This window comes from Sphingomonas ginsenosidivorax, from assembly GCF_007995065.1.
Lineage (GTDB): Bacteria > Pseudomonadota > Alphaproteobacteria > Sphingomonadales > Sphingomonadaceae > Sphingomonas > Sphingomonas ginsenosidivorax.
In genome coordinates this window covers 2,517,654-2,543,367 of sequence record NZ_VOQR01000001.1, presented here as the reverse complement: position 1 = coordinate 2,543,367, position 25,714 = coordinate 2,517,654, and the positions used below count along the sequence as shown (strand labels likewise).

Sequence of the window (25,714 nt, the reverse complement as noted above, 5' to 3'; positions counted from 1 at the left end):
TGGCGCCTGCGCTTACATGCGCACATCAATCCCGCACTCACGAACACCCGAACGGAGACCCCCGTGGCCGGCCAATACGCGTATGTCATGAAGGACATGACGAAGACCTTCCCCGGCGCGCCCAAGCCGGTGCTGTCGAACATCAACCTGCAATTCTATCACGGCGCCAAGATCGGCATCGTCGGCCCCAACGGCGCGGGCAAGTCGACGCTGATCAAGATCATGGCCGGGATCGACAAGGACTATACCGGCGAAGCCTGGCCGGGCGAGAACGTCACCGTCGGCTATCTCGAGCAGGAGCCGCAGCTCGACGCGTCCAAGACCGTGCTGGAGAACGTCAAGGACGGCGCGCGCGGCGTCGCGGACATGGTCGACCGCTTCAACGCGATCTCGGCCGAGATGGGCGATCCCCAGGACGACACCGACTTCGACGCGCTGCTCGAGGAAATGGGCACGCTCCAGGAGAAGATCGACGCGATCGACGGCTGGACGCTCGACAACCAGCTCGAGGTCGCGATGGAAGCGTTGCGCTGCCCGCCGGGCGACTGGCCGGTCGACAAGCTGTCGGGTGGTGAGAAGCGCCGCGTCGCGCTGACCCGCCTGCTGATCCAGAAGCCGGGGATCCTGCTGCTCGACGAGCCTACCAACCATCTCGACGCCGAGAGCGTCCAGTGGCTGGAGAATCACCTGAAGGATTATTCGGGCGCGGTGCTGATGATCACCCACGACCGCTACTTCCTCGACAATGTCGTCGGCTGGGTGCTCGAACTCGATCGTGGCAAGTATTTCCCGTACGAGGGTAACTACTCGACCTATCTCGAGAAGAAGGCCAAGCGCCTCGAGCAGGAGGATCGCGAGGAATCGGGTCGCCAGACCGCGATCAAGAACGAGCTCGAATGGATCCGGCAGGGTGCCAAGGCGCGCCAGACCAAGTCCAAGGCGCGTATCGCCAACTTCGAACGCCTCGTCGCGCAGCAGGAAAACCGCAGCCCGGGCAAGGCGCAGATCGTCATCCAGGTGCCCGAGCGCCTCGGCGGCAAGGTGATCGAAGTCGAGAACGTGTCGAAGGCGTACGGCGACAAGCTGCTGTTCGACAATCTCAGCTTCACGCTGCCGGCCGGCGGCATCGTCGGCGTCATCGGTCCCAATGGCGCCGGCAAGTCGACTCTGTTCAAGCTGATCACCGGGCAGGAAACCCCGGACAGCGGCACGATCGAGAAGGGCTCGACCGTCCGTCTGGGTTATGTGGACCAGAGCCGCGATCATCTCGACGACAAGAAGAACGTCTGGGAGGAAATCTCCGACGGTCTCGATTCGATGAAGGTCAACGGCTTCGACCAGTCGACGCGGGCCTATGTCGGCGCGTTCAACTTCAAGGGCCAGGACCAGCAGAAGAACGTCGGCAAGCTGTCGGGCGGTGAGCGCAACCGCGTCAACATCGCCAAGATGTTGAAGCGCGGCGGCAACGTGCTGCTGCTCGACGAGCCGACCAACGATCTCGACGTCGAGACGCTGGGCGCGCTCGAGGAAGCGATCGAGAATTTCGCAGGCTGCGCGGTGGTCATCAGCCACGACCGCTTCTTCCTCGATCGCCTCGCCACGCACATCCTCGCGTTCGAGGGCAACAGCCACGTCGAATGGTTCGAAGGCAATTTCGAATCCTACGAAGAGGACAAGCGTCGCCGCCTGGGCGATGCGGCGGATCGTCCGACCGCGCTGTCCTACAAGAAGCTCACGCGCTGATCGAAATGCCGGTCATCGAGGAATCCCCCGGCGGCGACACGCCGCCCGGGGCGGACGAACTGCAATACCGGCTGCGCCAGCAGTCGGTACTGGCCGAGTTCGGCATCGAAGCCCTGCGCGCACGCGAGCTCGAGCCGATGCTGCAGCGTGCCGTGATGCTGTGCGCCCGCGGCATGCGGTCGCGCTATTGCAAGTTCCTCGAACGCCTGCCGAACGACGATGCGTTGCTCGTTCGGACCGGTGTCGGCTGGTCCGACGGCGTGGTCGGGAATACCGAGATGCGCGCCGATCTCGGCTCGCCCGCGGGATTCGCCTTTCAGACCGGCGAGGCGGTGATCTCGAACCATCTCGAGAACGAGACCCGCTTCCGAACGCCCGCGTTCATGGCCAAGCATAATATCCGCCGCGCGATCAACGTCCTGGTCGAGGCGTCGGGCGAGCGGTTCGGCGTGCTCGAAGTCGACAGCGCGGACGAAGGCAGCTTCGAGCCCGCCGATCTGGCGTTCATGCAGGGGTTCGCCAACCTGATCGGGGTCGCGATCGAACGCCAACAGGCCGAACAGCGCCTGAGCGACGCGATCCAGCACCAGGAACTCCTCACGCGCGAGGCGAGCCACCGGGTCAAGAACAGCCTCGCTTTGGTGTCCGCCATGCTCAACCTGCAGATGCAGGAGGACGACGACCCGCGCATCACGCGGCTGCTCGGCGACGCGCAGGCGCGGATCACCGCGATCGCACGGACGCACGACCAGTTGTGGCGCGGCGCACAGGTCGGCATCGTCTCGCTCGACGAACTGATCGGCGGGATCGCCGGCGGGCTCGCCGAACAGGCCTCCAATCATCACATCGATTGCGACATCGCGCCGATCGAGATCAGCGCGGACACCGCGATTCCCGTCGGTCTGCTGGTGACCGAACTCGTCACCAACGCTATCAAATACGCCTATGGCGACGAGGGCGGGCCGATCAGCGTCGCGCTGCGCCAGGCCGGCGACCGGATCATCCTGACGGTGATCGACGACGGCGCGGGCCTGCCTGCCGATTTCGATATCAAGGCCGTATCGCGCGAAAGCCTCGGCATGCGGATGATCGCGAGCCTGACGCGCCAGCTGCGCGGAACGATCACGATCGAGAACACGCTGCGCGGCGGCACCTGCGCGACGCTCGACATCCCGGACCCGCAGGTCGCGGGCTAGCGCAACCGCTTGACGAAGACGCGCCCGTCGTCGCGCGTCTCCGACTGGAAGTTCGGGATCATCGCGATCAGGTCCTGCAGCCGCGAATAGCCGTAGTTGCGCGTGTCGAAGCTCGACCGGTTGCCCGCGAGCGTCCCCATCGCCGACAGGCTGACATAGCCGCGCTCGTCGCGCTTGCTCGCGCCGTAGGCGTCGATCAGCAGCTTGATCACGTCGGCGCCGATCTCCTGCTTGGGTTTGGCCTTCGGTGCCGCCGGTTTCGGCGCCGGTGCGGTGCCGGTGATCGAGGGGGGCAGGGGCAGGGGCACCGGCTCGGACGTGTCGTTGAGCGCGCCGACGTCGATGAACCGCGTGCACGCCTGGCGGAAGCCCTCGGGCGTCCTGCTCGTGCCAAAGCCATAGACCGGCACGCCGTCCTGCCGGATCCGCGTCGCCAGCGGCATGAAGTCGCTGTCCGACGACATGATCCCGAACCCGTCGATCCGCCCGCGGAACAGCAGGTCCATCGCGTCGATCGTCATCTTCATGTCGGTCGCGTTCTTGCCCTTGGTCAGGTCGAACTGCTGCTGCGGCTCGATGCCGTGCATGATCGACATGTCGCGCCACGCTTTCAGCGCGGGCTTCGACCAGTTGCCGTAGACGCGCCGGACGTTGACGGTGCCGAGCTCGGCCAGCACTGTCAGCACGGGGTCGAGCGTCGCGGCGGACGCGTTGTCGGCGTCGATCAGCAGGGCGACGTTGCGGGTGGGAGTGTCGGTCATCCCGCGGGGTTAGACCCGCCCGCGCGCCGCGTCCACGCTCCATGCGCCGCCGCCCGCGGCCGCCAGATACAGGAAGACGAAACAATAGAGCACCGCGGGTTCGCCGCCATTGGCGATCGGGAACGGCCCTTGCGGCGCGTGCGCCAGGAAATAGGCGGCCGCCGACATGCCCGACAGCAGGAACGCGACCGGCCGCGTGAACAGCCCGACGATCAGCAGGCCGCCGCCGACCACCTCCAGCACGCCCGCCACCATCAGCAACGGCGTCAGCGCCATCGGGAAGGGAGGGACGCCGAAGAATTTCGAGATGCCGTGGCTGAAGAAGACGAGCGCGACGACGACGCGCATGACGCTCAGCAGGCGCGGGCTCCAGGTAGCGGGTATCGGCATGAACGGGTCTCCGGCGTATCGTTGCGCGGAAAATCCCATGCGCCCTCGATCCGGTCAATGCGACGGCGCGAAACGCTAGGGTGACGGATAGCGGATCGCCACGACCTCGTACTCGCGCTCGCCCGCCGGCAGGTCGACGCGCCGGACATCGCCGATCGCGGCGCCGCGCAGGGCGCGTGCGAAGGGCGAGTTCCACCCGATCCGCCCCGCGCTCGCATCGGTCTCGTCGTCGCCGACCAGCGTCAGCACGCGTTCGGCATCGTCCTCGTCGGCCACCGTCACGCAGGCGCCGAACCAGATCCTCGACCGGTCGGCCTGCGCAGCGGGATCGACCACCTTCGCCGCCTTCATCCGCCGCGACAGCCAGCCGAGGCGCCGGTCGATCTCGCGCAGCCGCTTGCGGCCATAGATATAGTCGCCGTTTTCGGAGCGGTCGCCATTGCCGGCCGCCCAGGAAATGACCTCGACGAGTGCCGGGCGTTCGGTCGAGAGCAGCTGTTCGTATTCAGCGCGCAGCGTCGCATAGCCGGCAGGGGTGATATAGTTCGGGCGATCCATCAGCGTCGCTTAGCCAGCGCGATTACCCGCGTCACCCCAGCGCAGGCTGGGGTCTCCCGTAACGAAGCGCGCGCCGCCTCACGAGACCCCAGCCTGCGCTGGGGTGACGATAAGGGGGAACCTCAACCCGGCCGGTTCTTGCCCAGATACCAGGAAAGCCGCGCCGACCCCCGGCTCGCGGCGCGCGGTGGATTGAGCAGGTCGTACACCACGGCGTTCTCCAGCACGCGCTGCACATAGTTGCGCGTCTCCTGGAACGGGATCGCCTCGATCCAGTCGACCATGTCGACCGCCCCCGTCCGCGGATCGCCGTTCGCGCGCAGCCACTTGTTCACGTTGCCGCCGCCCGCATTGTACGCCGCCACCGCCAGCGGATAGCTGCCGTAATTGGCGTAGACGCGCTGAAAATAGCTCGACCCCAGCATGATCGACAGGTTCGGGTCGGTGGTCAGCGCCGCCTGCGAATAGGCGAGCCCCATCTTTCCCGACTGTTCGCGCGCGGTGCCCGGCATCAGCTGCATCAGCCCGCGCGCCCCGGCATGGCTGACGGCAGCGCGATCGAACTGGCTCTCCTGCCGCGAGATCGCGTGGATGATCGTCCAGTTGCTCTCATACCCCGTGGGCACTGGCACCGTCGGGAAGCCTACGGCCGAATATTCGCTGAGCCCGTTGGTCATCGCGCTGCGCCCGACCATCACGCCCAGGTCCGGACGATTGATCGTCCGCGACAATTCGTCCGCGAGCCGGTGGTCGGTCTCGGTCGTCGCATCGGCGGCGATCTGGCGGACGAACGCGGTCTGGTCCTGCCAGTCGCCGATCATCCCCAGGAACTTCACCGCGCGTACCGTCTCGCGTGCGTCGAACGCGGCGCGCACCGCGGGCGCGATCGGCACCGCCGGGATCGGCGGCGGCGCGACCAGCGGCTGGCCGGTCCGCTCGATCGCGAGCTGGCCATAGAACTGGTCGCGGTAGCTGGCGGCCTGCCCGTAATAGGCGGCGGCCTGCGGCTGCAGCGCCGCCGCCTCTGCCGCACGGCCCGCCCAGTAATAGCCCTTGGCGCGCACCGTCGGCGACTTCGACCCGCGCGCATAGCGGTCGAACAGCGTCATCGCATCCGCCGGCCGGCGCAGCTGCTTCATCGCCGCCTGCCCGCCGAGCCAGGCGAGGTTGGTATATTCGTCGCGCTCGGCATAGGATTTGGCCGAGATGTCGGCGCCCGTTGGATAGGCGTCGTCGATCTGCCGCGCGATGTCGTACGCGGTCTGCCACTGCGAATCCGCCGCCGCGCCGCGCGCGTTGGTGGCGAGCACCTCGTACCATTCGCCCGCATTGCCCGGCCGCGTCGTCAGCGACCGTGGCCGCGCCAGCCACGCCCGCGCGCTCGGGCTCGCGCCCGAATTGCGCAGCCAGATCGCACGATCCGCGACATAGCCCGCGTCGTTCCGGTACAGCTCCTGTGTCGACGCCGACAGGTCGGAGGCGTTCGGCGCGTTGGTGCGGAACGCGAGCCGCGCCTCGAACACCGGGCGGCGGCTTGGGCTCACATAACCGAGCTGGCGCTGCGCCGCGCTCGTCTGTCCGGCCCAGAGCAGCGCATCCATCCGCGCATCCTGGTCCTCGGGCGTCAGCGCCCCCGGGAACCCGCCGATCACCGCCGCCTCGTCCGACGGGCTCAGCCCCGCCGAGCGCCACGCCGCGCGCGCCGCCGCATAGGCCTCGCCGCGCGCGCCCGTCGCCATCGCGGCGCGCGCGAACGCCAGGTTGCCCGACGCGGTCGTCGGCGGATAGCGCCGGAAGAACGCGACCACGCTGCCCGGCGCGGCGTTGCCCGCCTGCTTCTCCGCCGCGCGGCGGTTCGCCGCGGCGTTGGGCCAGCCCGGATGCGCCATCAGGAACCCGGCATAGCTGTCGAACGGCAGCGCGTCGGTCTGCTGCAGCGCCCGCCACTGTGCGATCGTCGCCGCGATCGCGCCGTCGGCGGTCCTCGGGTTCGTCGTCGCGACCGGCTGCGGCCCCATGTTCGCCATCTGCGTGCGATAGCGGTCGAGCTCGTCCTGCGCGCCTCCCGATGCCGCTACGGTTCCGGCCGCCAGGGCCAGGAGAATGCTCGTCTTCAACGCAGATGCTACCATGTGGACATCATACGCCTTCAACCCGTATCTGTCCTGAACGAAATCCCGAAAACCGACCCTATTCTTCCAGCGCAACAGGAGCGCGCAGCCCCCATGTTCTCCGGATCCATCCCCGCGCTCGTCACGCCGTTCGCGCCCGACGGCAGCTTCGACGAACCCGCGTATCGCGACCTGATCGAATGGCAGATCGCCGAGGGCTCGTCGGCGCTCTGCGCCTGCGGCACCACCGGCGAGGCCGCGACCCTGTCGTACGAGGAGCATTTCGAAGTCGTCCGCGTCTGCGTCGAACAGGCGCGTGGTCGCGTGCCCGTGATCGCCGGCGCAGGCTCGAACGACACGCAGGTCGCCGCCAGCAACCTGCAGGCCGCCAAGGACGCCGGTGCCGACGCGGCGCTGATGGTCCCGCCCTATTACAACCGCCCGTCGCAGGAGGGCATCTTCCAGCATTTCGCGGCGCTTGGCGCGACCGCGCCGCTGCCGATCATCCTCTACAACGTGCCGACGCGCACCGCGACCGACATCCAGCCCGCGACGCTCGCACGCATCGTCGCGGCGTACCCCGCGATCTTCGTCGGCGTGAAGGATGCCAGCGGCGTGCTCGCGCGCGTGTCGCAGCACCGCGCGTCGTGCGGTCCCGATTTCGCGCAGCTGTCGGGCAATGACGACCTCGCGCTCGCCTTCGACGCGATGGGCGGCACCGGCTGCATCTCGGTCAGCGCCAACGTCGCGCCGCGGCTGTGCGCCGAGTTCCAGGCGGCGTGCCAGGCGGGTGATTTCGTCAAGGCGCTTAGCTATCAGGACACGCTCTATCCCTTGCACGACGCGCTGTTCACCGACGCGTCGCCCGGGCCCGTGAAATACGCGATGACCGTCGTGCGCCCCGGCTTCCCCGAAACGCTCCGCCTGCCGATGACACCTGCGAACGCGACGTCGCGCGCCGCAGTCGATGCCGCACTCGCGCACGCGGGCCTCGCCTGACCCCCTCCGTCATGCCGGACGTGTTCCGGCATCCACCGCCCCGCATACTCTAAACTATCGAGTGTGCGGAACGGTGGACCCCGGACCAAGTCCGGGGTGACGAAGCTAGGGCTATTCCACGGCCCACCTTCCCCAAACCCTTCCGCCCCCCTACATCGCACGCATGTCGCGTCCCAAGCCCCCCACCTTCGAGAAGACCAAGATCGTCGCCGAGAACCGGCGCGCGCGGTATGACTATTACATCGAACAGGTGTTCGAGGCGGGCATCGCGCTCACCGGCACCGAGGTGAAGGCGCTGCGCGGCGGCGAGGGTTCGATCGCAGAGGCCTATGCCGAGGTGAAGGGCAACACCGTCCAGCTGGTCAATTCGAACATCCCCGAATTCAGCCACGGCAACCGCTTCAACCACGAGCCCAAGCGCCCTCGGAAGCTGCTGCTCCACGAGCGCGAGATCAACAAGATGCACGGCGCCGTCGCGCGCCAGGGCATGACGCTCGTGCCGCTGATGATCTACTTCAATTCCAAGGGCCGCGCGAAGGTCGAACTCGCGCTCGCCAAGGGCAAGCAGAACCACGACAAGCGCGATTCGGTGAAGGAACAGGACTGGAAGCGCGAACAGGGCCGCATCATGCGCGACCGCGGCTGATCGGGGTTCGCAGGCGATGAGCGGCTGGCAACGTTTCGGCGCATGGAGCAGGCGCAACCTGCCGACGCGCGAGTCGATGGAGCGCAACCGCTTGCTCCGCCCGGTCGCGCACCGCGTGCTGGCCCCCGAACTCTGGCGCTTCACTCGTCGTTCGGTCCCGCGCGGCGTCGCGCTGGGGATGATCGCCGGCATCCTCGTCCCCGTCGCGCAGACCGCGGTCGCCGCTTTGTTCGCGCTGCCGTTCCGCGCCAACGTGCCGACCGCGGCGCTGACCACCTTCATCACCAACCCGCTGACCACGCCGCCGATCTGGGTCGCGGCCTATTGGATCGGCCGCTGGCTGCTGCGGCTCGACGCGCATGTGCCCGGCCAGCCGGTCGCCGATGCCGCCGCGCATACCGGCTGGATTCCGTGGCTGATGCAGGCGGGCCCCGCGACCGCGCTCGGGCTGATCGTGATCGCGGTCGTCTCCGCGGTTGCGGGCTATGCGCTCAGCGCGTTCGGCTGGCGCGTCTGGATCGGGCGCAAGTGGCGCCACCGGCATGCGAAGCACGGTTGAGCCACCTCAATCCTCCCCTGCAAGGGGAGGTGGCAGTCCGCAGGACTGACGGAGGGGTGTCGCCCTATCGATGGCGTGTTACCCCTCCGCTTGGCTTCGCCAGCCACCTCCCCTGCAAGGGGAGAATTGACCGCCACAATCGCCCAATCCCCGAATTGACGAGCCGTGTTAACGGCGTAGAACACGCTGCATCCTGACTTCCTGATCGAGGACCATCGATGCGCACGCCGATCCTGACTGCCCTTCTGCTCGCCTCCACCGTCTCGACCATCGCGATCGCCCAGAATACCCCGTCCAAGGCGCCCGCGCCGACCGGCGCCGCTACCGGACCCGTCGCCCCGAAGGACGCGAACAAGCCGCAGATCGGCGACTTCGGCTTCGATATGGCGGGCCGCGACACCACCGTGACGCCGGGCACCGACTTCTTCGACTATGCCAATGGCGGCTGGGTTAAGGCGACGCCGATCCCGCAGGACCGTTCGTCCTACGGCATGTTCCACGTCCTCCAGGACCTGTCGCTCACGCGTACCCGCACCATCCTCGACGCCGCGGCGAAGACGCCGAACGACAAGGTCGGCACCTTCTACACCAGCTTCATGGACCAGGCCGCGGTCGACGCGAAGGGCGCCGCGCCGGTCAAGCCCTGGCTGACCGCCATCAAGGGCACGCGCGACAAGACCGCGCTCGCCACCCAGATCGCAAAGCTCCAGCGCCAGGGGGCAGGGGGGCTGATCGGCGTCGGCGTCGGGCAGGACGACAAGGATCCGACCAGCTACGTCGTCAATCTCGGGCAGAGCGGGCTCGGCCTTCCCGACCGCGACTATTATCTCAAGGACGACGCCAAGCTCGCGACGATCCGCACCGCCTACCAGGCCTATCTGACGCAGATGCTGACGCTGGCCGGCGAGCCCAACGCCGCCGCGCGCGCCGCCGCCGTGTTCGGCATGGAGAAGGCGCTGGCGACCGCGCACTGGACGCGGATCGAGAGCCGCGACGCCGACAAGACCTACAACAAATGGACCGCCGCCGACTTCGCCGCGAAGGCGCCGGGCTTCCCCTGGGCCGAGTACATGACCGCGATGGGCGTGTCGGGTCGCCCCTTCTACCTCGTCGCCCAGCCGAGCGCGGTGACCGGCGAGGCGAAGGTCTATGCCGACACGCCGCTGCCGGTGCTGCAGGACTTCGCGATGCTCAAGGTCCTGCGCTCGTTCGCGCCCTATCTGTCGAGCGACTTCGACAAGACCAACTTCGCCTTCTACGGCACCACGCTGTCGGGCACGCCCGAGCAGCAGCCCCGCTGGAAGCGCGGCGTCTCGACCGTGTCGGGCGCGATGGGCGAGGCGATCGGCCAGCAATATGTCGCGCAGTATTTCCCGCCCGAGGCCAAGGCGACGGCGGACCAGCTCGTCAAGAACGTCATCGCCGCAATGGGCGACCGCCTGCGCAACCTCGCCTGGATGGCACCCGAGACCAAGACCAAGGCGCTCGCCAAGCTCGCCGCCTTCACCCCCAAGATCGGCTATCCCGACAAGTGGCGCGACTATTCGGCGCTGCAGATCCAGCCCGGCGACCTCGTCGGCAACGTCGCGCGCGCCAACGCCTTCGAATACGACCGCGACCTCAAGAAGCTGGGCCAGCCGATCGATCGCGGCGAATGGTTCATGACGCCGATGACGATCAACGCGTACGCCAACCCGACGATGAACGAAGTCGTCTTCCCGGCCGCGATCCTGCAGCCGCCCTTCTTCGATCCGAAGGCGGACCCTGCGGTCAATTACGGCGGCATCGGCGCGGTGATCGGCCACGAGATCAGCCATCACTTCGACGACCAGGGCCGCAAATACGACCTCAACGGCAAGCTCACCGACTGGTGGACCGCCAAGGACGTCGCGCAGTTCAAGGTCTTCACCGACGCGCTGGTCAAGCAGTACGACGCGTACGAACCGCTCCCCGGCCAGCACATCCAGGGCGGCCTCACGCTGGGTGAGAACATCGCCGATCTCGCTGGCCTGACGGTCGCCTACGACGCCTACCACAAGTCCCTGGGCGGCAAGACCGCTCCGATCATCGACGGCACCACCGGCGACCAGCGCTTCTACTATGGCTGGGCGGGCGTCTGGCGCACCAAGTTCCGCGACGCCGCGTTGCAGCAGACCCTGTTGTCCGACCCGCATTCGCCGGGCCACCAGCGCGTGCTGACGGTCCGCAACCTCGACCCCTGGTACGCGGCGTTCGGCGCCAAGCCCGGCGAGAAGAGCTACCTCGCCCCCGAAGCCCGCGTCCGCATCTGGTAACGTCGAGGCCTCGGACATACCGTCGACCAAACCCCCACCCCGGCGAAGGCCGGGGCCCAGTTGGGGGACAGACGTAACGGAAGTCCTGTCCGCTGTTACATCTGCCTTCCCAACTGGACCCCGGCCTTCGCCGGGGCGGTGACGGCGGATCGGCCGGCACTCGACCAATATTCAGGAGAACCCCATGAAGTCCCTCATCGCCGCGAGCCTCCTCGCCGCAACCGCCATCGCCGGCGTCACCGCCGCGACCTCGCAGACCTCCACCAAGACCACCGGCGCCCAGTACGGCACCTTCGGCTTCGACGAAAAAGGCATGGACCGCGCGGTACAGCCCGGCGACAATTTCTACGCCTATGCCAACGGCACCTGGGCGAAGACCACGCCGATTCCCGCCGACAACGCGAACTACGGCGCGTTCAACTTCCTGTCCGACCTGTCGGAAAGCCGCACCCGCGGCATCCTCGACACCGCCGCCAAGGACCCGAACTCGAAGATCGGCCGCGCCTACGCCACCTTCCTCGACCGCCCCGCGATCGACGCGAAGGGCCTGGCGCCGATCCAGCCCTGGCTCGCCAAGGTAAAGGGCGCGACCCGCGCGACCTATCCCGCGCTGGTCGCCGAAGCCTCGCGCGCCGGCATCCGCGGACCGTTCGGTGCCTATGTCGGCCAGGACGACAAGCAGCCGGAGATCTACGCGCTGTCGCTGTCGCAGGCCGGCCTTGGCATGCCCGACCGCGACTATTATCTCGGCACCGACGCCAAGCTCGTCGAGACCAAGGCGGCGTACCAGGCGCACCTCGCCAAGCTGCTGACGCTCGCCGGCGAACCCAACGCGGCGGCCCGCGCCGCCGCGCTCGTCGCGTTCGAGACCGAGATCGCGCGTGTCAGCTGGACCCGCATCGACAGCCGCGACGCCACCAAGACGTACAACAAGATGTCCGTCGCCGACCTGACCAGGGCCGCGCCCGGCTTCGACTTCGCGACCTATTTCAAGGGCATCGGCACGCCCGTCGACACGCTGATTGTCGCACAGCCGACCGCGGTCACCGGCATCGCCAAGCTCGTCGCCGCCGCCCCGATCGGCGTGCTGCAGGACCAGCTGATGCTGCGCTCGCTCGACCAATATGCCGACGTGCTGCCCAAGGCGTTCGACGACGAGCAGTTCGCGTTTGCCGGCACCGTGCTGTCGGGCACGCCCGAGCAGGAAGCCCGCTGGAAGCGCGGCGTCCAGTTCACCAGCGACGCGCTCGGCGACGAGGTCAGCAAGCTCTACGTCGCCCAGTACTTCCCACCCGAGACCAAGGCCGCGGCCGATACGCTCGTCAAGAACGTGCTCGCCGCGATGGGCAAGCGCATCGACACGCTCGAATGGATGGCGCCCGAGACCAAGGTCAAGGCGCATGCGAAACTCGCCGCGTTCACCCCGAAGATCGGCTATCCCAGCCAGTGGAAGAGCTACGACGCGCTGACGATCACCAAGGGCGACGCGTTCGGCAATTCGTGGCGCGCGAACGAATGGGCGCATCAGGACAATGTCGGCCATCTCGGCAAGCCGCTGCAGCGCTGGGAATGGGGCATGACCCCGATGACGGTCAACGCCTACGCCAATTTCGGCATGGTCGAGATCGTCTTCCCCGCCGCGATCCTGCAGCCGCCCTTCTTCGATCCGAAGGCGGACCCCGCGGTCAATTACGGCGGCATCGGCGCAGTGATCGGCCACGAGCTCAGCCATCACTTCGACGACCAGGGCGCCAAATACGACGCCAAGGGCCAGCTGACCGACTGGTGGACGCCGAAGGACGTCGCCAACTTCAACGCGCTGACCGGCAAGCTCGGCGCACAGTATGACGCGTACGAGCCGCTGCCGGGCCTGCACGTGAAGGGCCAGCTGACGATGGGTGAGAACATCGCCGATCTGGCGGGCCTGACCGTCGCCTACGACGCCTATCACGCCGCGCTCGGCGGCAAGGCGGCGCCGGTGATCGACGGCTTCTCGGGCGACCAGCGCTTCTATCTCGGCTGGGCGCAGGTCTGGCGCCGCAGCTACCGCGAGGCGAACCTGCGCCAGCGCCTGCTGACCGACCCGCACTCGCCCTCCGAACAGCGCGCCTCGGTCGTCCGCAACCTCGACCCCTGGTACGCCGCCTACAAGCCGACGCCCGGGCAGAAGCTGTTCCTGACCCCCGACCAGCGCGTCCGCATCTGGTAAGGGCCGACATAGCCACACCCACCCCGTCACCCTGAACTCGTTTCAGGGTCCACCAGGCGGCACGCGCACCGACCGGCATGAGCCCCGGTGCACGCCTCACGGTGGATGCTGAACCAAGTTCAGCATGACGGAGCAGGCGGCAACCGGTCGTGCGTGCAGGGGCCGCCCGTCGCAGGCATCGCTCCCGATCCCACCCCCGTCACCCTGAACTCGTTTCAGGGTCCACCAGGCAGCAAGCCCACCGGCCGGCTCGAGCCGCGACACGCGCCTCACGGTGGATGCTGAACCAAGTTCGGCATGACGGGGCAGGCTGCACCCGGTCGTGCGTGCAGGGGCCGCCCGTCGCTGGCATCGCGGCGAGCACCCCGTCACCCTGAACTCGTTTCAGGGTCCACCAGGCGGCAAGCGCACCGGCCGGCTCGAGCCCCGATACGCGCCTCACGGTGGATGCCGAACCGGGTTCACAAGGACGGGGGAGCTCTCGCCGCACACCGATCCCGCTTGACGCTCCGCCCCCCTAGGGCGGAAGACCGCACCGATGGCCTCGCTTCCCCAGACCACCCCCCATGTCCGCACCGCCGTGCTGATCGCCGCCGGCGCCGCGCTCGGCGCCGCGTTGCTGATCCTGCTGCTCGTCGGCAGCGTCGTCGCCGCGGCCGGCTTCCTCGCGGCCGGGATCATCGCGGGCGGCGCGGTGATCGCGTGGCGCACGCTCGATGCGGCGAGCACCGCAGGGCCGCGCGCGATCGACTGGGATTTCGCGCGTGCGCTCGCAGAGGCCAGCACCGACGCCGTTGCCGTAACGGACCGCGCCGGCCGGCTGGTCTGCGCCAACGACGCCTATGAACGCGTGTTCGGCGGCTTCCCGACGCCGCCCGGCCTGCCGCTCGATGAAGTGGGAGTCGCCGCGCTCGGCAATGCCGGCCGTGCCGCGTGGCGCGACGGATCCGCGCGCGCCGACCGGCTCGCCACGCCGACCGCGCGCGTCTCGGTGCGAGTCACGCGGGCCGGCGACGAGGCCGACATGCTCGTCTGGCGCTTCGTCACCACCGAGGAGGACGATCTCGCCGAGACCGCGAGCGCGCTGATCGCCGGCCCGACCGGCGACCGGCTCGGCAGCAGCGGCATCATGATCGCGCTGATCACCCCCGACGGCCGCATCCGCGCCGCCAACCGCGTCCTGCGAGTCCGCGCGCTCGGTCAGGATGGCGGAGAGACCGGCGGGGAGGGCGGCGGCGGCGATATCGCGGGCCGCGACTTCGCGCGCTTCCTGATCACCGACAGCCGCGGCCTCGTCCGCTTCGAACGCGAAGGGCTCGGCGGTACCCCGCTCCGCGTCGTCCAGATTCCGTTCGTCGAGGGCGACGATGCCCCCGTCCTCGTCATGCTGCTCGACGACGAGGAGGATGCGCCCGCGGTCGGCGCCAGCGCGGCCGCGCATGTCCGCAGCCTGGTCAGCCTGATGCCGTTCGGCATGGCGCTGGTCGACCGCGACGGCCGCTTCCTGCAGATGAACACCGCGTTCCTGCGCGCCGCTGGGGTCACGGGGGCCGCGCCGCCGCTCTACCCGGGCGACCTGGTGGTGCGCGAGGACAAGGCCGCGGTCGCCGACGCGATCCGCCGCTTCGCCGGCGGCGCGACGCATTCCAGCGACATGGCGGTGCGGCTGAAGGATCATCCCGACGAGCCGGTCGCGCTGACCATCGCCGGCGCGCGCGGGCTCGGCGACGCCGCGGTGCTGCTCAGCCTCAAGGACAATAGCGAGGAATCGCGCCTCAAGCGCGAGGTGGCGCAGGCGACCAAGATGCAGGCGGTGGGCCAGCTCGCCGGCGGCGTCGCGCACGACTTCAACAACATCCTGACCGCGGTCATCGGCCACTGCGACCTGATGCTGATGCGCCATTCGCCCGGCGACAGCGATTACGACGACATCCAGCAGATCCGCACCAACTCGAACCGCGCCGCCGGCCTCACGCGCCAGCTGCTCGCGTTCAGCCGCCAGCAGACGCTGCGCCCGCAGATCCTCCAGCTGCCCGATGTCGTTTCCGAAGTCTCGAACCTGCTGAAGCGGCTGATGGGCGAGAATGTCCGCCTCGACATGACGCACGGCCGCAACCTCGGGCCGGTCCGCGCCGATCCGGGCCAGCTCGAACAGGTCGTCGTCAACCTCGCCGTCAACGCCCGCGACGCGATCCTCGCGGCCAACCCCCGCGGCGGCGGCACGCTGTCGATCAGCACGCGCGCGGTGTCGTCGGCCGAGGTCCGCCAGATGGCGTCCGACATCCTCCCCGTCGCGGACTATACCGCGCTGGTCGTCCAGGACACCGGCGCCGGCATCGCACCCGACGTCCTCCCGAAGATCTTCGAGCCCTTCTTCACCACCAAGGAATTCGGCAAGGGCACCGGGCTCGGCCTCTCCACCGTCTACGGCATCGTCAAGCAGTCGGGCGGCTACATCTTCGCCGACTCGAAGCCCGGGCAGGGCGCCACCTTCACCATGTACCTGCCCGTCCATGCCGCGCCCGCCGCCCCCCGGCTCGCGCCCCCCAAGCCCGCGACCCGGCCCGCCGACCTGTGGGGCACCGGCACGATCCTGCTGGTCGAGGACGAGGACATGGTCCGCGCCGTCGCAGAACGCGCGCTGACGCGGCAAGGCTACAGCGTGCTGACCGCGGAGAATGGCGAGATCGGGCTCCAGGTACTTGAGAAGAACGGCCGTCCCGACCTGCTCGTCAGCGACGTGGTGATGCCGACGATGGACGGCCCGACGATGGTCCGCCGCGCGCGCGAGAAATATCCCGACCTGCCCGTGCTCTTCATGTCGGGCTATGCCGAGGAACAGCTGCGCAAGTCGATCGACCTCGACAATGTCGCCTTCCTGCCCAAGCCGTTCTCGGTCCAGCAGCTCGCGGAAGCGGCACGAGACGTGCTCGCGGGGCGGTGAATCGAACAAGTTGTTGGCATCGCGGAACAATCGTGATTAGAGGGCGGCGATGACTTCAATTCCGCAGATCCTCATCGTCGAGGACGAACCGCTGATCGCCATGATGCTCGAGGACTTCCTGGAAGTGCTTGAAAAGGGGGTCGCCGGTTCGGTCGACACCGTCGCGGACGCGCTGGCCCGCATCGAACAGGGCGGCGTCGACGGCGCGATCCTCGACGTCAACCTGCGCGGCGGCGAGAAGAGCACGCCGGTCGCCGAGGCGCTGGCCGCGCGCGGCGTCCCCTTCGTCTTCGCGACCGGCGGCGGCGACGACGGCGTCGATGCACGCTTCCGCGATCGCCCGCGCCTGCAGAAGCCCTTCACGATGGACGGCGTCGCCCAAGCCCTGGCCGGGCTCTGACATGCCAATCCTCCCCCGCCAGGGGGAGGTGGCACGCGCAGCGTGACGGAGGGGGCGGAAACGATAGCGCCTTGTTCCGTGTCCGCCCCCTCCGTCGCCTTCGGCGCCACCTCCCCCTGGCGGGGGAGGATGATCTTGGGTACCAAATTTCACGCAACACTCTTGCGTCCGCACCCCCTCCCGCGACATAGGCGTGCGCCATGACCCGCACGTTCGATAAATCGCGCCTGCCGAGCCGGCACGTCTCCGTCGGCCCAGAGCGCGCCCCGCACCGCAGCTATTACTACGCCATGGGCCTCGACGAGGAGCAGATCGCGCGCCCCTTCGTCGCGCTCGCCTCCGCCGGCAACAACTCCGCGCCCTGCAACACGACGCTCGACGCACAGGCCGACGCCGCGCAGAAGGGCGTGATCCAGGGCGGCGGCATGCCGCGGCGTTTCAACACCATCACCGTCACCGACGGCATCGCGATGGGCCATCAGGGCATGAAGTCGAGCCTGGTCAGCCGCGAGGTCATCGCCGACTCGGTCGAACTCAGCGTCCGCGGCCATTGCTACGATGCAATCGTCGCGTTCGCCGGCTGCGACAAGTCGCTCCCCGGCATGATGATGGCGATGCTCCGCCTCAACGTCCCCGGCATCTTCGTCTATGGCGGCTCGATCATGCCCGGCCGCTACGAGAATCGCGACGTCACCGTCGTCGACGTGTTCGAGGTCGTCGGCAAATACGCCGCCGGCGCCTGCCCGCTGTCCGAAGTCCATGCGCTCGAAAAGGTCGCCTGCCCCGGCCACGGCGCGTGCGGCGGGCAGTACACCGCCAACACCATGGCCTGCGTCGCCGAGGCGATCGGCCTGTCGCTCCCCAACTCGAACATGGTCCCCGCACCCTACAGCACGCGCGAGCAGATCGCCGTCGCCGCCGGCGCGCAGGTCATGGAATGCCTCGCCGACAACCTCCGCCCCCGCGACATCTGCACGCGCGAGGCCTTCATCAACGCCGCGCGCGTCGTAGCCGCGACCGGCGGCTCGACCAACGCCGCGCTGCACCTGCCCGCGATGGCGAGCGAGGCGGGGATCGACTTCGACCTGTTCGACGTCGCCGAGATCTTCAAGACCACCCCCTACATCGCCGACCTCAAGCCCGGCGGGAAGTACGTGGCCAAGGACATGTACGAGGCCGGCGGCGTCTACATGCTGATGAAGACGATGCTTTCGGGCGGCCTGCTCGACGGCAACTGCAAGACGGTGACCGGCAAGACGCTCGGCGAGAATATCGACCAGGTCACGTGGAACCCCGACCAGAAGGTCATCTACGACATCACCACCCCGCTCAGCCCGACCGGCGGCGTCGTCGGCCTGCGCGGCAGCCTCGCGCCCAACGGCGCGATCGTGAAGGTCGCCGGGATGCACCGCCTGCAATTCTCCGGCCCGGCGCGCGTGTTCGACTGCGAGGAGGACTGCTTCGCCGCGGTCGAGAACCGGCTGATCAACGAAGGCGAGGTCATCGTCATCCGCTACGAAGGGCCCAAGGGCGGCCCCGGCATGCGCGAGATGCTGTCGACCACCGCTGCGCTCTACGGGCTCGGCATGGGCGAGAGCGTCGCGCTGATCACCGACGGCCGCTTCTCGGGCGGCACGCGCGGCTTCTGCATCGGCCATGTCGGTCCGGAGGCGGCCGACGGCGGCCCGATCGCACTCGTCGAAGACGGCGACACGATCCATATCGACGCCGAAGCCGGCACGATCGACCTCGACGTGCCTGAGGACGTGATGACCGAGCGCCGGAAAAACTGGGTACCGCGCACCAACGATTACCAGTCGGGCGCATTGTGGCGCTATGCGAAGACGGTGGGTCCGGCCTACAAGGGCGCGATCACCCATCCCGGAGCCGCTGCCGAAACCCATGTCTACGCGGATATCTAGCGCGGTCCTGCTGCTCCTGCTTGCCCCGGGCCTTTGGGCGTGCGGGCGCGAGCAACCCGCCAACGCTCTGGCCCAAGTCGAGGCGCAGACGCGCACCGACGCGGCCGAGGAAGGCCGCATCCTCTGCGCGCAGGGCGGCGCCACGCTCGCGCGCGACTGCACGATCGAGCAGACGCAAGCGCAGGGCGGGCTGCTGCTCACCGTCCGCCACCCCGACGGCGCGTTCCACCGCCTTCAGGTCACGACCGACGGCCGCGGCGTGATCGCCGCCGACGGTGCCGAGGTGGCGAAGGTCACCGTGGTCGGCACCGACGGCATCGAAGTCGCGCTCGGTGGCGACCGCTACCGCCTGCCGGCCACGGTCAAGCCGACGCAATGATCCGACCGGAGGGCAGGCCGGTCCTCACCGCGGCGCAGATGCGCGCCGCGGAAGAGGCGACCGGCGAAAGCGTGTCCGCGCTGATGGAGCGCGCCGGCACCGCGATCGCGGTCGCTGTCCGGCGGCTGGCGAGCAGCAGCGAAATCCTGATCGTCTGCGGCCCCGGCAACAACGGCGGCGACGGCTACGTCGCCGCGCGCGTACTTGCCGAGCGCGGCGCGAAGGTCCGCGTCGCGGCGCTGGGCGACCCCAAGACCGACGCGGCCAAGGCGGCCAGGGCAGGGTGGTCCGGCCCGGTCGAAGCCTTCGCCGACGCGGCACCCGCCCCCATCCTCGTCGACGCCCTCTTCGGCACCGGCCTAACCCGCCCCCTGGATGAGCCAGCAACCAAAACCACCAACACCACCCCGGCGAAGGCCGGGGCCCAACTGGGCAGCGCCATCGATAGTCCGCCCGCCTCACCCATTTGGGCCCCGGCCTTCGCCGGGGTGGGAACGGTTGCAGACGGACGCCCACCCCTGAACCGTTCCCCCGCGGAGGCGGGGGCCCAGCTGAAGCCAAGCAGCAACTCCGCCCGCCACCCCGGGACCCCCGCCTCCGCGCGGGAACGGCCGATCGTCGAACAGCTCCACCACCTCGCCACCGCCGCGCATCTGACGATCGCCATAGACCTCCCCAGCGGCCTTGCCACCGACACCGGCGCCGCGCTCAGCCCGCCCCCCATCTTCGACGTCACCCTCGCGCTCGGCGCCGCAAAGCCGTCGCACCTCCTCCAACCCGCCGCGCGCTATTGCGGCGAGGTCCGCATCCTGGACATCGCCATCCCCGTCACCAGCGACACCCACGTCCTCGACCGCCCCGACCTCCCGACCCCAGGTCCAGACGCACACAAATACACCCGCGGCATGGTTGCGATCATCGCCGGCGCCATGCCCGGCGCCTCGGACCTCGCAGCCCTCGCCGCGATGCACGCGGGCGCCGGCTATGTGACTCTCCTCGGCGACACCAGCGGCCCGCCCCACGCGCTCGTCCGCGCGCCGTTCAGCGACCACGCACTCGCCAACGACCGCATCGGCGCGCTTGTCGTCGGCCCTGGACTCGGCCGCAGCGATGAAGCGAGATCATTGCTCCAATCCGCACTAGCCACCAACCACCCCCTCGTCCTCGACGGCGACGCGCTCCGCCTCCTCACCCCGGACCGCATTGCCGCGTCGAACCGCCCCGCGATCCTCACCCCCCACGCCGGCGAATTCGACGCGCTGTTCGGGAAATCCGACGCCGACAAGATCACCCGCACCCGCGCCGCCGCCAAAGCCGCGAACGCCATCGTCGTGTTCAAGGGCGCCGACACCGTCATCGCCGCCCCCGACGGACGCGTCCGCATCGCGCCCCATGCCAGCGACTGGCTCAGCACTGCCGGCACCGGCGACGTCCTCGCCGGCGCGATCGGCGCGATGCTCGCCGCGCGCCTCGCGCCGTTCGACGCCGCCGCCGCTGGAGTCTGGCTCCACGCCGACGCCGCGCGCCGGCTCGGCCCCGCCTTCATCGCCGACGAGCTCGCTCTCGCCCTAAGAAAAGCCCGCGCTTCCCTATGACCGACGACACCATCATCCGCATCGCCGCGCGCGGCGACGGCATTACCGCCGACGGCCGCCACGCCGCGCTCTCCGCACCCGGCGACACACTCGCCGCCGACGGCACGCTGACGCACGGCCCGCATCACCAGACGCCGCCCTGCATCCACTTCCCGACCTGCGGCGGCTGCCAGCTCCAGCAGCTCGACGACCAGAGCTATGCCGAGTTCGTCACCGACCGCATTGCCTCGGCACTCGACGGTCAGGGGATCACCACCATGATCCGCGAACCCCACATCTCCCCGCCGCGCACCCGCCGCCGCGCCACGCTCCACGCCGAAGCCAAGGGTGGCCGCATGACGCTTGGTTTCGCCGAGGAGAAGTCGCACGCGATCGTCGACATCAAGGAGTGCTGGATCCTCGACCCGCGGCTGTTCGCGCTGGTCGCCCCCTTGCGCGTCCTGCTGCGGAAGCTGAACTTCAAGCGCCGCGGCGACGTCCACCTGACGCTCGCCGACCAGGGCCCCGACATCCTGATCACCGGCTTCGCCCCAGAAGGCCTGCCCGCCGCCGAAGCGCTCGTCGCCTTCTGCGAAGCGCACAAGATCGCCCGCGTTGCGTTCAACGACGGCATGGGCCCCGAGACGCTCTGGGAACCCGACGCCTGCACGATCACGCTCGGCGGCGTCCCCGTGCCGCTCCCGCCCGCCTCGTTCCTCCAGGCGACCGTCGACGGCGAAGCGGCACTCACCACCGCGGTCCTCGACGCGATCGGCAAGCCCGCGACCGTCGCCGACCTGTTCGCCGGGCTCGGCACCTTCACCATGGCGATCCCCGCAAAGGTCTACGCCGCCGAAGCCGGCCGCGACGCGCTGGGGTCGCTGAAGGCCGGCGCCAACGCCGCGCGCCGCCCGGTCTTCCCTGAACACCGCGACCTCTACCGCCGCCCGCTCACCGTCGCCGAGCTCGACCGCTTCGACGCCGTCGTGCTCGACCCGCCGCGCTCGGGCGCGCGCGAACAGGCCGTCGCGCTCGCCGCGTGCAAGACGCCGGTGATCGCCTATGTCTCGTGCAATCCCGCGACCTTCGCGCGCGACGCGAAGGACCTGTGCGACGCGGGCTGGCAGATCGACTGGATCCAGCCGGTAGGCCAGTTCCGCTGGTCCACGCACGTCGAACTCGCGGCCAAGTTCACGCGGCCTTCACCCCAATAACCTTCGTCATCCTGACGAAAGTCAGGATCCAGAGCCCCAAACGCCACCACCTGTAACTCTGGCTCCCGGATCAAGTCCGGGATGACGGGGGAGGGTAAACCGCCTCCATAAAATACAAGCCGTCCGGCGGCGCATTCAGCCCCAGCTGCGCGCGGTCCTTCGCCTCGAGCGCCGCCGCCACATCTCCGACCGCCCAGCGCCCCATCCCGACCAGCGCCAGGCACCCGACCATCGACCGCACCTGGTGATGCAGGAACGACCGCGCCGCCGCCTCGATCGTCACCCGGTCCCCGACCCGCACCACGTCCAGCCGATCGAGCGTCTTCACCGGACTCGCCGACTGGCAATGCGCCGACCGGAACGTCGTGAAGTCGTGCAGCCCCACCAGTGCCTGCGCCGCCTCCGCCATCGCACCGGCATCAAGCGGCTGCGGCACCTGCCACGCCAGCCCCGCCTCGACCGTCAGCGGCGCCCGCCGGTTGACGATCCGATACGCGTACGCGCGCCCGATGCAGGAAAAGCGCGCATGCCAGTCGTCCGCCACCACCGCGCACGCCGTCACCGCGACGGGCGCCGGCCGCACCCGTGCGTTGAGCGCCTCCATCAACCGGAACGCCCCGATCTCCTTGTCGATATCGACATGTGCGCGCATCGCCAGCCCGTGGACCCCCGCATCGGTCCGCCCGGCGGCATGCACCGCGACCGTCTCGCCCGTCACCGCCAGCACCGCGGCCTCGAGCGCCGCCTGTACGCTCGGCCCGTGCGTCTGCCGCTGCCAACCCATGAACGGCCGGCCGTCAAACTCGACGGTCAGCGCGAATCGGCTCAAAGCTGCGTGTCCGACGCCACCGGGAAGCCGCGCAGGAACTCCGCGGTCGACGACACGCCGCGCCCCGCACGCTGGACCAGGGTCGGCCGGATCGCGCCGTCGCCGCACCCGATCGTCAGCCCGGCATCGACGGTGATGCCCTCGCCGCCGGGAAAGGTGAACGGCAGCACGTCCGCCGCAAGCACCTTCACCCGTTCGCCCGCCACCTCGAACCACGCCCCCGGCGCCGGGTTCATCGCGCGCACCAGCCGCTCGACCGCGCGCGCGGTCTGCGTGAAGTCGATCCGCGCCTCGGCCTTGTCGATCTTCGCCGCGTAGGTCACGCCCTCCTCGGGCTGCGGACGGGCAGGGTAGGCGTCCAGGTCGCGGATCACCTCTACCATCAATCGCCCGCCCATCGCCGCCAGCTCCGCGGTGAGTTCGCCCGCGGTCTTTCGGCCGATCGGCGTCCGCCCTTCCAGCCGCACCGGCCCGGTGTCGAGCCCGGCCTCCATCTGCATGATCCCGACGCCCGTCTCGGCATCGCCCGCCAGGATCGCGCGCTGCACCGGCGCCGCGCCGCGCCACCGCGGCAACAGCGACCCGTGCACGTTCAGGCATCCATGCACCGGCGCGTCGAGCACCGCGCGCGGCAGGATCAGCCCGTACGCCGCAACCACCGCCACCTCGGCGCCGAAGCCCGCGAACTCGGCCTGCGCCTCGGCGGTCTTGAGCGACACCGGCGACCGCACCGCTATCCCCAGCGCCTCGGCGCGCGCCTGCACAGGCGAGGGCACCACCGCGCGCCCGCGTCGCCCGCCCGGCCTTGCCGGCTGGCAATAGGCCGCGACGACGTCGTGCCCCGCCTCGACCAGGGCATCGAGGACCGGCACCGCGAAGTCCGGCGTTCCCATGAAAACGATCCGCATGGCGCTTCTCGAACACGCTGGCGGAGCCCGATGCAACCCCCTATCTGTTCTCCATGGCATCCCCCGAGATCGAGGCGCTGACTCAAGCCCTGGCGCGACTTCCCGGCCTCGGCCCCCGCTCCGCACGCCGCGCCGTGCTCCATCTTCTCAAGAAGCGCGAGGCGGCGTTGGGCCCGTTGCGCGAGGCACTGACCGCGGTCGACGAACGGCTCGAGAACTGCACCGTCTGCGGCAACGTCGACACCACCAACCCCTGCGGCATCTGCGCCGACCCGCGCCGCGACCAGCGTTCGCTGTGCGTGGTCGAGGAAGTCGCCGACCTCTGGGCGCTCGACCGCTCGCGCCTCTTCCCCGGCCGCTTCCACGTCCTCGGCGGCCGCCTCTCGGCGCTCGAAGGCATCCGCCCGGAGGATCTCAGCATCGACAGCCTCGTCCGCCGTATCGAGGTCGGCGGGATCGACGAGGTCGTGCTCGCGATGAACGCGACGCTCGAGGGCCAGACCACCGCGCACTATATCGCCGATCGCATCGAACGCTTCCCGGTCCGCGTCACGCAGCTCGCGCACGGCCTGCCCGTCGGCGGCGAACTCGACTATCTGGACGAGGGCACATTGGCTCAGGCGTTGCGCGCGCGGCGCCCGATGGCTTGACGCTGGCCCCCGCGTTTCCTAGCTCGCGACAATGGCCGTCCTCCCAATCGTAGAAGTCCCAGACCCGCGCCTGCGCCTGGTCTCCAAGCCCGTCGAGACGATCGACGACACCACGCGTGCGTTCGTCACCGACATGATCGACACGATGTACGACGCGCACGGCATCGGCCTCGCCGCGATCCAGGTCGGTGTCGACCAGCGCATCCTCGTCATCGACCTGCAGGAAGAGACGACGACCGACGACGACGGCAAGGAAACCCCGGTCCGCGCCCCCCGCGCGTACATCAATCCCGAGATCCTCTCGGTCAGCGACGAGACCAAGGTCTACAACGAAGGCTGCCTGTCGATCCCCGAGCAATATGCCGAGGTCGCCCGCCCCGCCGCCTGCCGCGTCCGCTGGCAGGACGAGACCGGCGCGGCGTTCGAGGAGGACCTCGACGGTCTGCTCTCGACCTGCATGCAGCACGAGATCGACCATCTCAACGGCGTGCTCTTCACCGACCATATCAGCCGCCTCAAGCGCGACATGGTGATGAAGAAGCTCGCCAAGATGCGCCGCGGAGGCTGAACCCCCCGTCATCCCGGCGAAAGCCGGGACCGAGAGCCCCAGGCGCTACCATCATTTCCCTTTCCTTCCGTCATCCTGACGAAAGTCAGGACCCAGAGCCCCAGGCGATACCGCCCGTAACTCTGGATCCTGACGTCCGTCAGGATGACGGAGCTCAGGCGAACCCCACCTCCAGCGCCTCCAACCCGGCAATCTCCGCCCGAACCCGCTCGCCCGCGCGGATCGGCCCGACCCCCGCCGGTGTCCCCGTGAAGATCAGATCGCCCGCTGCCAGCTCGACATAGGTCGACAGCACCGCGATCACCTCGGCCACGCTCCAGATCATCATCGACAGGTCGCCCGACTGCCGCGTCTCGCCCCCGATCGACAACGCGATCGCCCCGGTCTCGGGTGGCGCCCCCGGCGTCAGCGCCCCGATCGGTGCCGACCGGTCGAACCCCTTTGCCATGTCCCACGGCCGCCCCGCCTTCTTCGCCGCGGCCTGCAGGTCGCGCCGCGTCAGGTCGATCCCCACCGCGCTGCCCCAGATCAGCCCGATCGCATCCTTCGCCTCGATGTCGTGCCCGCCCGCGCCGAGCGCCACGACCAGCTCGACCTCGTGGTGCAGGTCGGCGGTGCGCACCGGGAAGGGCAGGGTGGTGCCATTATCCACCACCGCGTCGGCGGGCTTGGCAAAGAAGAAGGGCTGCTGCCGATCCGGATCGTTCCCCATCTCGCGCGCATGGTCGGCATAGTTCTGCCCGACGCAGAAGATCCGCCGCACCGGGAAGCGGTCGGTGGACCCGGCGATGGCGATGGTGGGGGCGACGACGACAGGCAGCATGGGACGGTCTCCTCGGGATGCGGCGCGATTGCACCCG

22 protein-coding genes are annotated in these 25,714 nt (G+C 69.1%); 15 read left to right on the top strand and 7 right to left on the bottom strand.

Annotation, left to right across the window (positions count from 1 at the left end):
* Positions 1–63: 63 nt before the first annotated feature.
* Both ettA and FSB78_RS11460 read left to right on the top strand, forming a co-directional pair.
* Complete coding sequence (gene ettA, locus FSB78_RS11465) at positions 64–1,743, top strand: energy-dependent translational throttle protein EttA (protein ID WP_147082770.1); 1,680 nt, start codon at positions 64–66, stop codon at positions 1,741–1,743.
* 5 nt (positions 1,744–1,748) lie between these two features.
* Entirely contained in the window at positions 1,749–2,939 is a 1,191-nt protein-coding gene (locus FSB78_RS11460) for a sensor histidine kinase (protein WP_147082769.1), read from the top strand.
* Here FSB78_RS11460 and FSB78_RS11455 read toward each other — a convergent pair.
* The 4 genes from FSB78_RS11455 to FSB78_RS11440 form a co-directional block, all read right to left on the bottom strand.
* A complete protein-coding gene (locus FSB78_RS11455) occupies positions 2,936–3,700 on the bottom strand; it encodes an NYN domain-containing protein (RefSeq protein ID WP_147082768.1) in 765 nt (254 codons plus the stop codon). The two genes, FSB78_RS11460 and FSB78_RS11455, sit on opposite strands and share 4 nt — an antisense overlap.
* 9 nt (positions 3,701–3,709) lie before the next feature.
* Complete coding sequence (locus FSB78_RS11450) at positions 3,710–4,090, bottom strand: DoxX family protein (RefSeq protein ID WP_147082767.1); 381 nt, start codon at positions 4,088–4,090, stop codon at positions 3,710–3,712.
* A 75-nt stretch (positions 4,091–4,165) separates the two neighbouring features.
* Complete coding sequence (gene greB / locus FSB78_RS11445; RefSeq protein WP_147082766.1) at positions 4,166–4,648, bottom strand: transcription elongation factor GreB; 483 nt, start codon at positions 4,646–4,648, stop codon at positions 4,166–4,168.
* Positions 4,649–4,770: 122 nt separating this feature from the next.
* Positions 4,771–6,780 carry a lytic transglycosylase domain-containing protein gene (locus tag FSB78_RS11440; RefSeq protein WP_147082765.1) on the bottom strand — a complete coding sequence of 670 codons (2,010 nt, stop codon included), beginning with the start codon at positions 6,778–6,780 and terminating at the stop codon, positions 4,771–4,773.
* 93 nt (positions 6,781–6,873) lie between these two features.
* Here FSB78_RS11440 and dapA point away from each other — a divergent pair, with 93 nt between their 5' ends.
* From dapA to FSB78_RS11385, 11 genes are all read left to right on the top strand, one after another.
* Positions 6,874–7,758, top strand: a complete 885-nt coding sequence (dapA, locus tag FSB78_RS11435; RefSeq protein WP_147082764.1) for a 4-hydroxy-tetrahydrodipicolinate synthase — start codon at positions 6,874–6,876, stop codon at positions 7,756–7,758.
* A 163-nt stretch (positions 7,759–7,921) separates the two neighbouring features.
* Positions 7,922–8,404 carry an SsrA-binding protein SmpB gene (smpB, locus tag FSB78_RS11430; RefSeq protein WP_147082763.1) on the top strand — a complete coding sequence of 161 codons (483 nt, stop codon included), beginning with the start codon at positions 7,922–7,924 and terminating at the stop codon, positions 8,402–8,404.
* 16 nt (positions 8,405–8,420) lie between these two features.
* Positions 8,421–8,963: a DUF2062 domain-containing protein gene (locus FSB78_RS11425; protein WP_147082762.1), complete on the top strand. Its 543-nt coding sequence runs from the start codon at positions 8,421–8,423 to the stop codon at positions 8,961–8,963.
* A 218-nt stretch (positions 8,964–9,181) separates the two neighbouring features.
* Positions 9,182–11,257, top strand: a complete 2,076-nt coding sequence (locus FSB78_RS11420) for a M13 family metallopeptidase (protein ID WP_147082761.1) — start codon at positions 9,182–9,184, stop codon at positions 11,255–11,257.
* 184 nt (positions 11,258–11,441) lie between these two features.
* Positions 11,442–13,466, top strand: a complete 2,025-nt coding sequence (locus tag FSB78_RS11415; protein ID WP_147082760.1) for a M13 family metallopeptidase — start codon at positions 11,442–11,444, stop codon at positions 13,464–13,466.
* A gap of 538 nt (positions 13,467–14,004) precedes the next feature.
* Complete coding sequence (locus FSB78_RS11410; protein WP_147082759.1) at positions 14,005–16,410, top strand: response regulator; 2,406 nt, start codon at positions 14,005–14,007, stop codon at positions 16,408–16,410.
* A gap of 49 nt (positions 16,411–16,459) precedes the next feature.
* Positions 16,460–16,810 carry a response regulator gene (locus tag FSB78_RS11405; RefSeq protein WP_147082758.1) on the top strand — a complete coding sequence of 117 codons (351 nt, stop codon included), beginning with the start codon at positions 16,460–16,462 and terminating at the stop codon, positions 16,808–16,810.
* A 200-nt stretch (positions 16,811–17,010) separates the two neighbouring features.
* On the top strand, positions 17,011–18,732 hold the full coding sequence (gene ilvD / locus FSB78_RS11400; RefSeq protein WP_147082757.1) for a dihydroxy-acid dehydratase: 1,722 nt from the start codon (positions 17,011–17,013) through the stop codon (positions 18,730–18,732).
* Entirely contained in the window at positions 18,713–19,111 is a 399-nt protein-coding gene (locus FSB78_RS11395; protein ID WP_242008225.1) for a hypothetical protein, read from the top strand. The genes ilvD and FSB78_RS11395 overlap by 20 nt, the downstream gene beginning before the upstream one ends.
* Complete coding sequence (locus tag FSB78_RS11390; RefSeq protein WP_147082756.1) at positions 19,108–20,706, top strand: NAD(P)H-hydrate dehydratase; 1,599 nt, start codon at positions 19,108–19,110, stop codon at positions 20,704–20,706. Before FSB78_RS11395 ends, FSB78_RS11390 begins: the two co-directional genes overlap by 4 nt.
* A complete protein-coding gene (locus FSB78_RS11385) occupies positions 20,703–21,899 on the top strand; it encodes a class I SAM-dependent RNA methyltransferase (protein WP_147082755.1) in 1,197 nt (398 codons plus the stop codon). Before FSB78_RS11390 ends, FSB78_RS11385 begins: the two co-directional genes overlap by 4 nt.
* A gap of 70 nt (positions 21,900–21,969) precedes the next feature.
* On the opposite strand, the gene truA is transcribed toward FSB78_RS11385, so the two are convergent.
* Both truA and fmt read right to left on the bottom strand, forming a co-directional pair.
* Complete coding sequence (truA, locus tag FSB78_RS11380; protein ID WP_147082754.1) at positions 21,970–22,728, bottom strand: tRNA pseudouridine(38-40) synthase TruA; 759 nt, start codon at positions 22,726–22,728, stop codon at positions 21,970–21,972.
* Complete coding sequence (fmt, locus tag FSB78_RS11375; protein WP_147082753.1) at positions 22,725–23,636, bottom strand: methionyl-tRNA formyltransferase; 912 nt, start codon at positions 23,634–23,636, stop codon at positions 22,725–22,727. Before fmt ends, truA begins: the two co-directional genes overlap by 4 nt.
* Before the next feature lie 53 nt (positions 23,637–23,689).
* Between fmt and recR the strand changes: the two genes are divergently transcribed.
* Together recR and def are read left to right on the top strand one after the other, a co-directional pair.
* Positions 23,690–24,286 carry a recombination mediator RecR gene (gene recR / locus FSB78_RS11370; RefSeq protein ID WP_147082752.1) on the top strand — a complete coding sequence of 199 codons (597 nt, stop codon included), beginning with the start codon at positions 23,690–23,692 and terminating at the stop codon, positions 24,284–24,286.
* Positions 24,287–24,317: 31 nt separating this feature from the next.
* Positions 24,318–24,854, top strand: a complete 537-nt coding sequence (gene def, locus FSB78_RS11365; RefSeq protein WP_147082751.1) for a peptide deformylase — start codon at positions 24,318–24,320, stop codon at positions 24,852–24,854.
* Between the two features lie 154 nt (positions 24,855–25,008).
* Here def and FSB78_RS11360 read toward each other — a convergent pair whose 3' ends face one another.
* Positions 25,009–25,677 carry a fumarylacetoacetate hydrolase family protein gene (locus tag FSB78_RS11360; RefSeq protein WP_147082750.1) on the bottom strand — a complete coding sequence of 223 codons (669 nt, stop codon included), beginning with the start codon at positions 25,675–25,677 and terminating at the stop codon, positions 25,009–25,011.
* Positions 25,678–25,714: the final 37 nt, after the last annotated feature.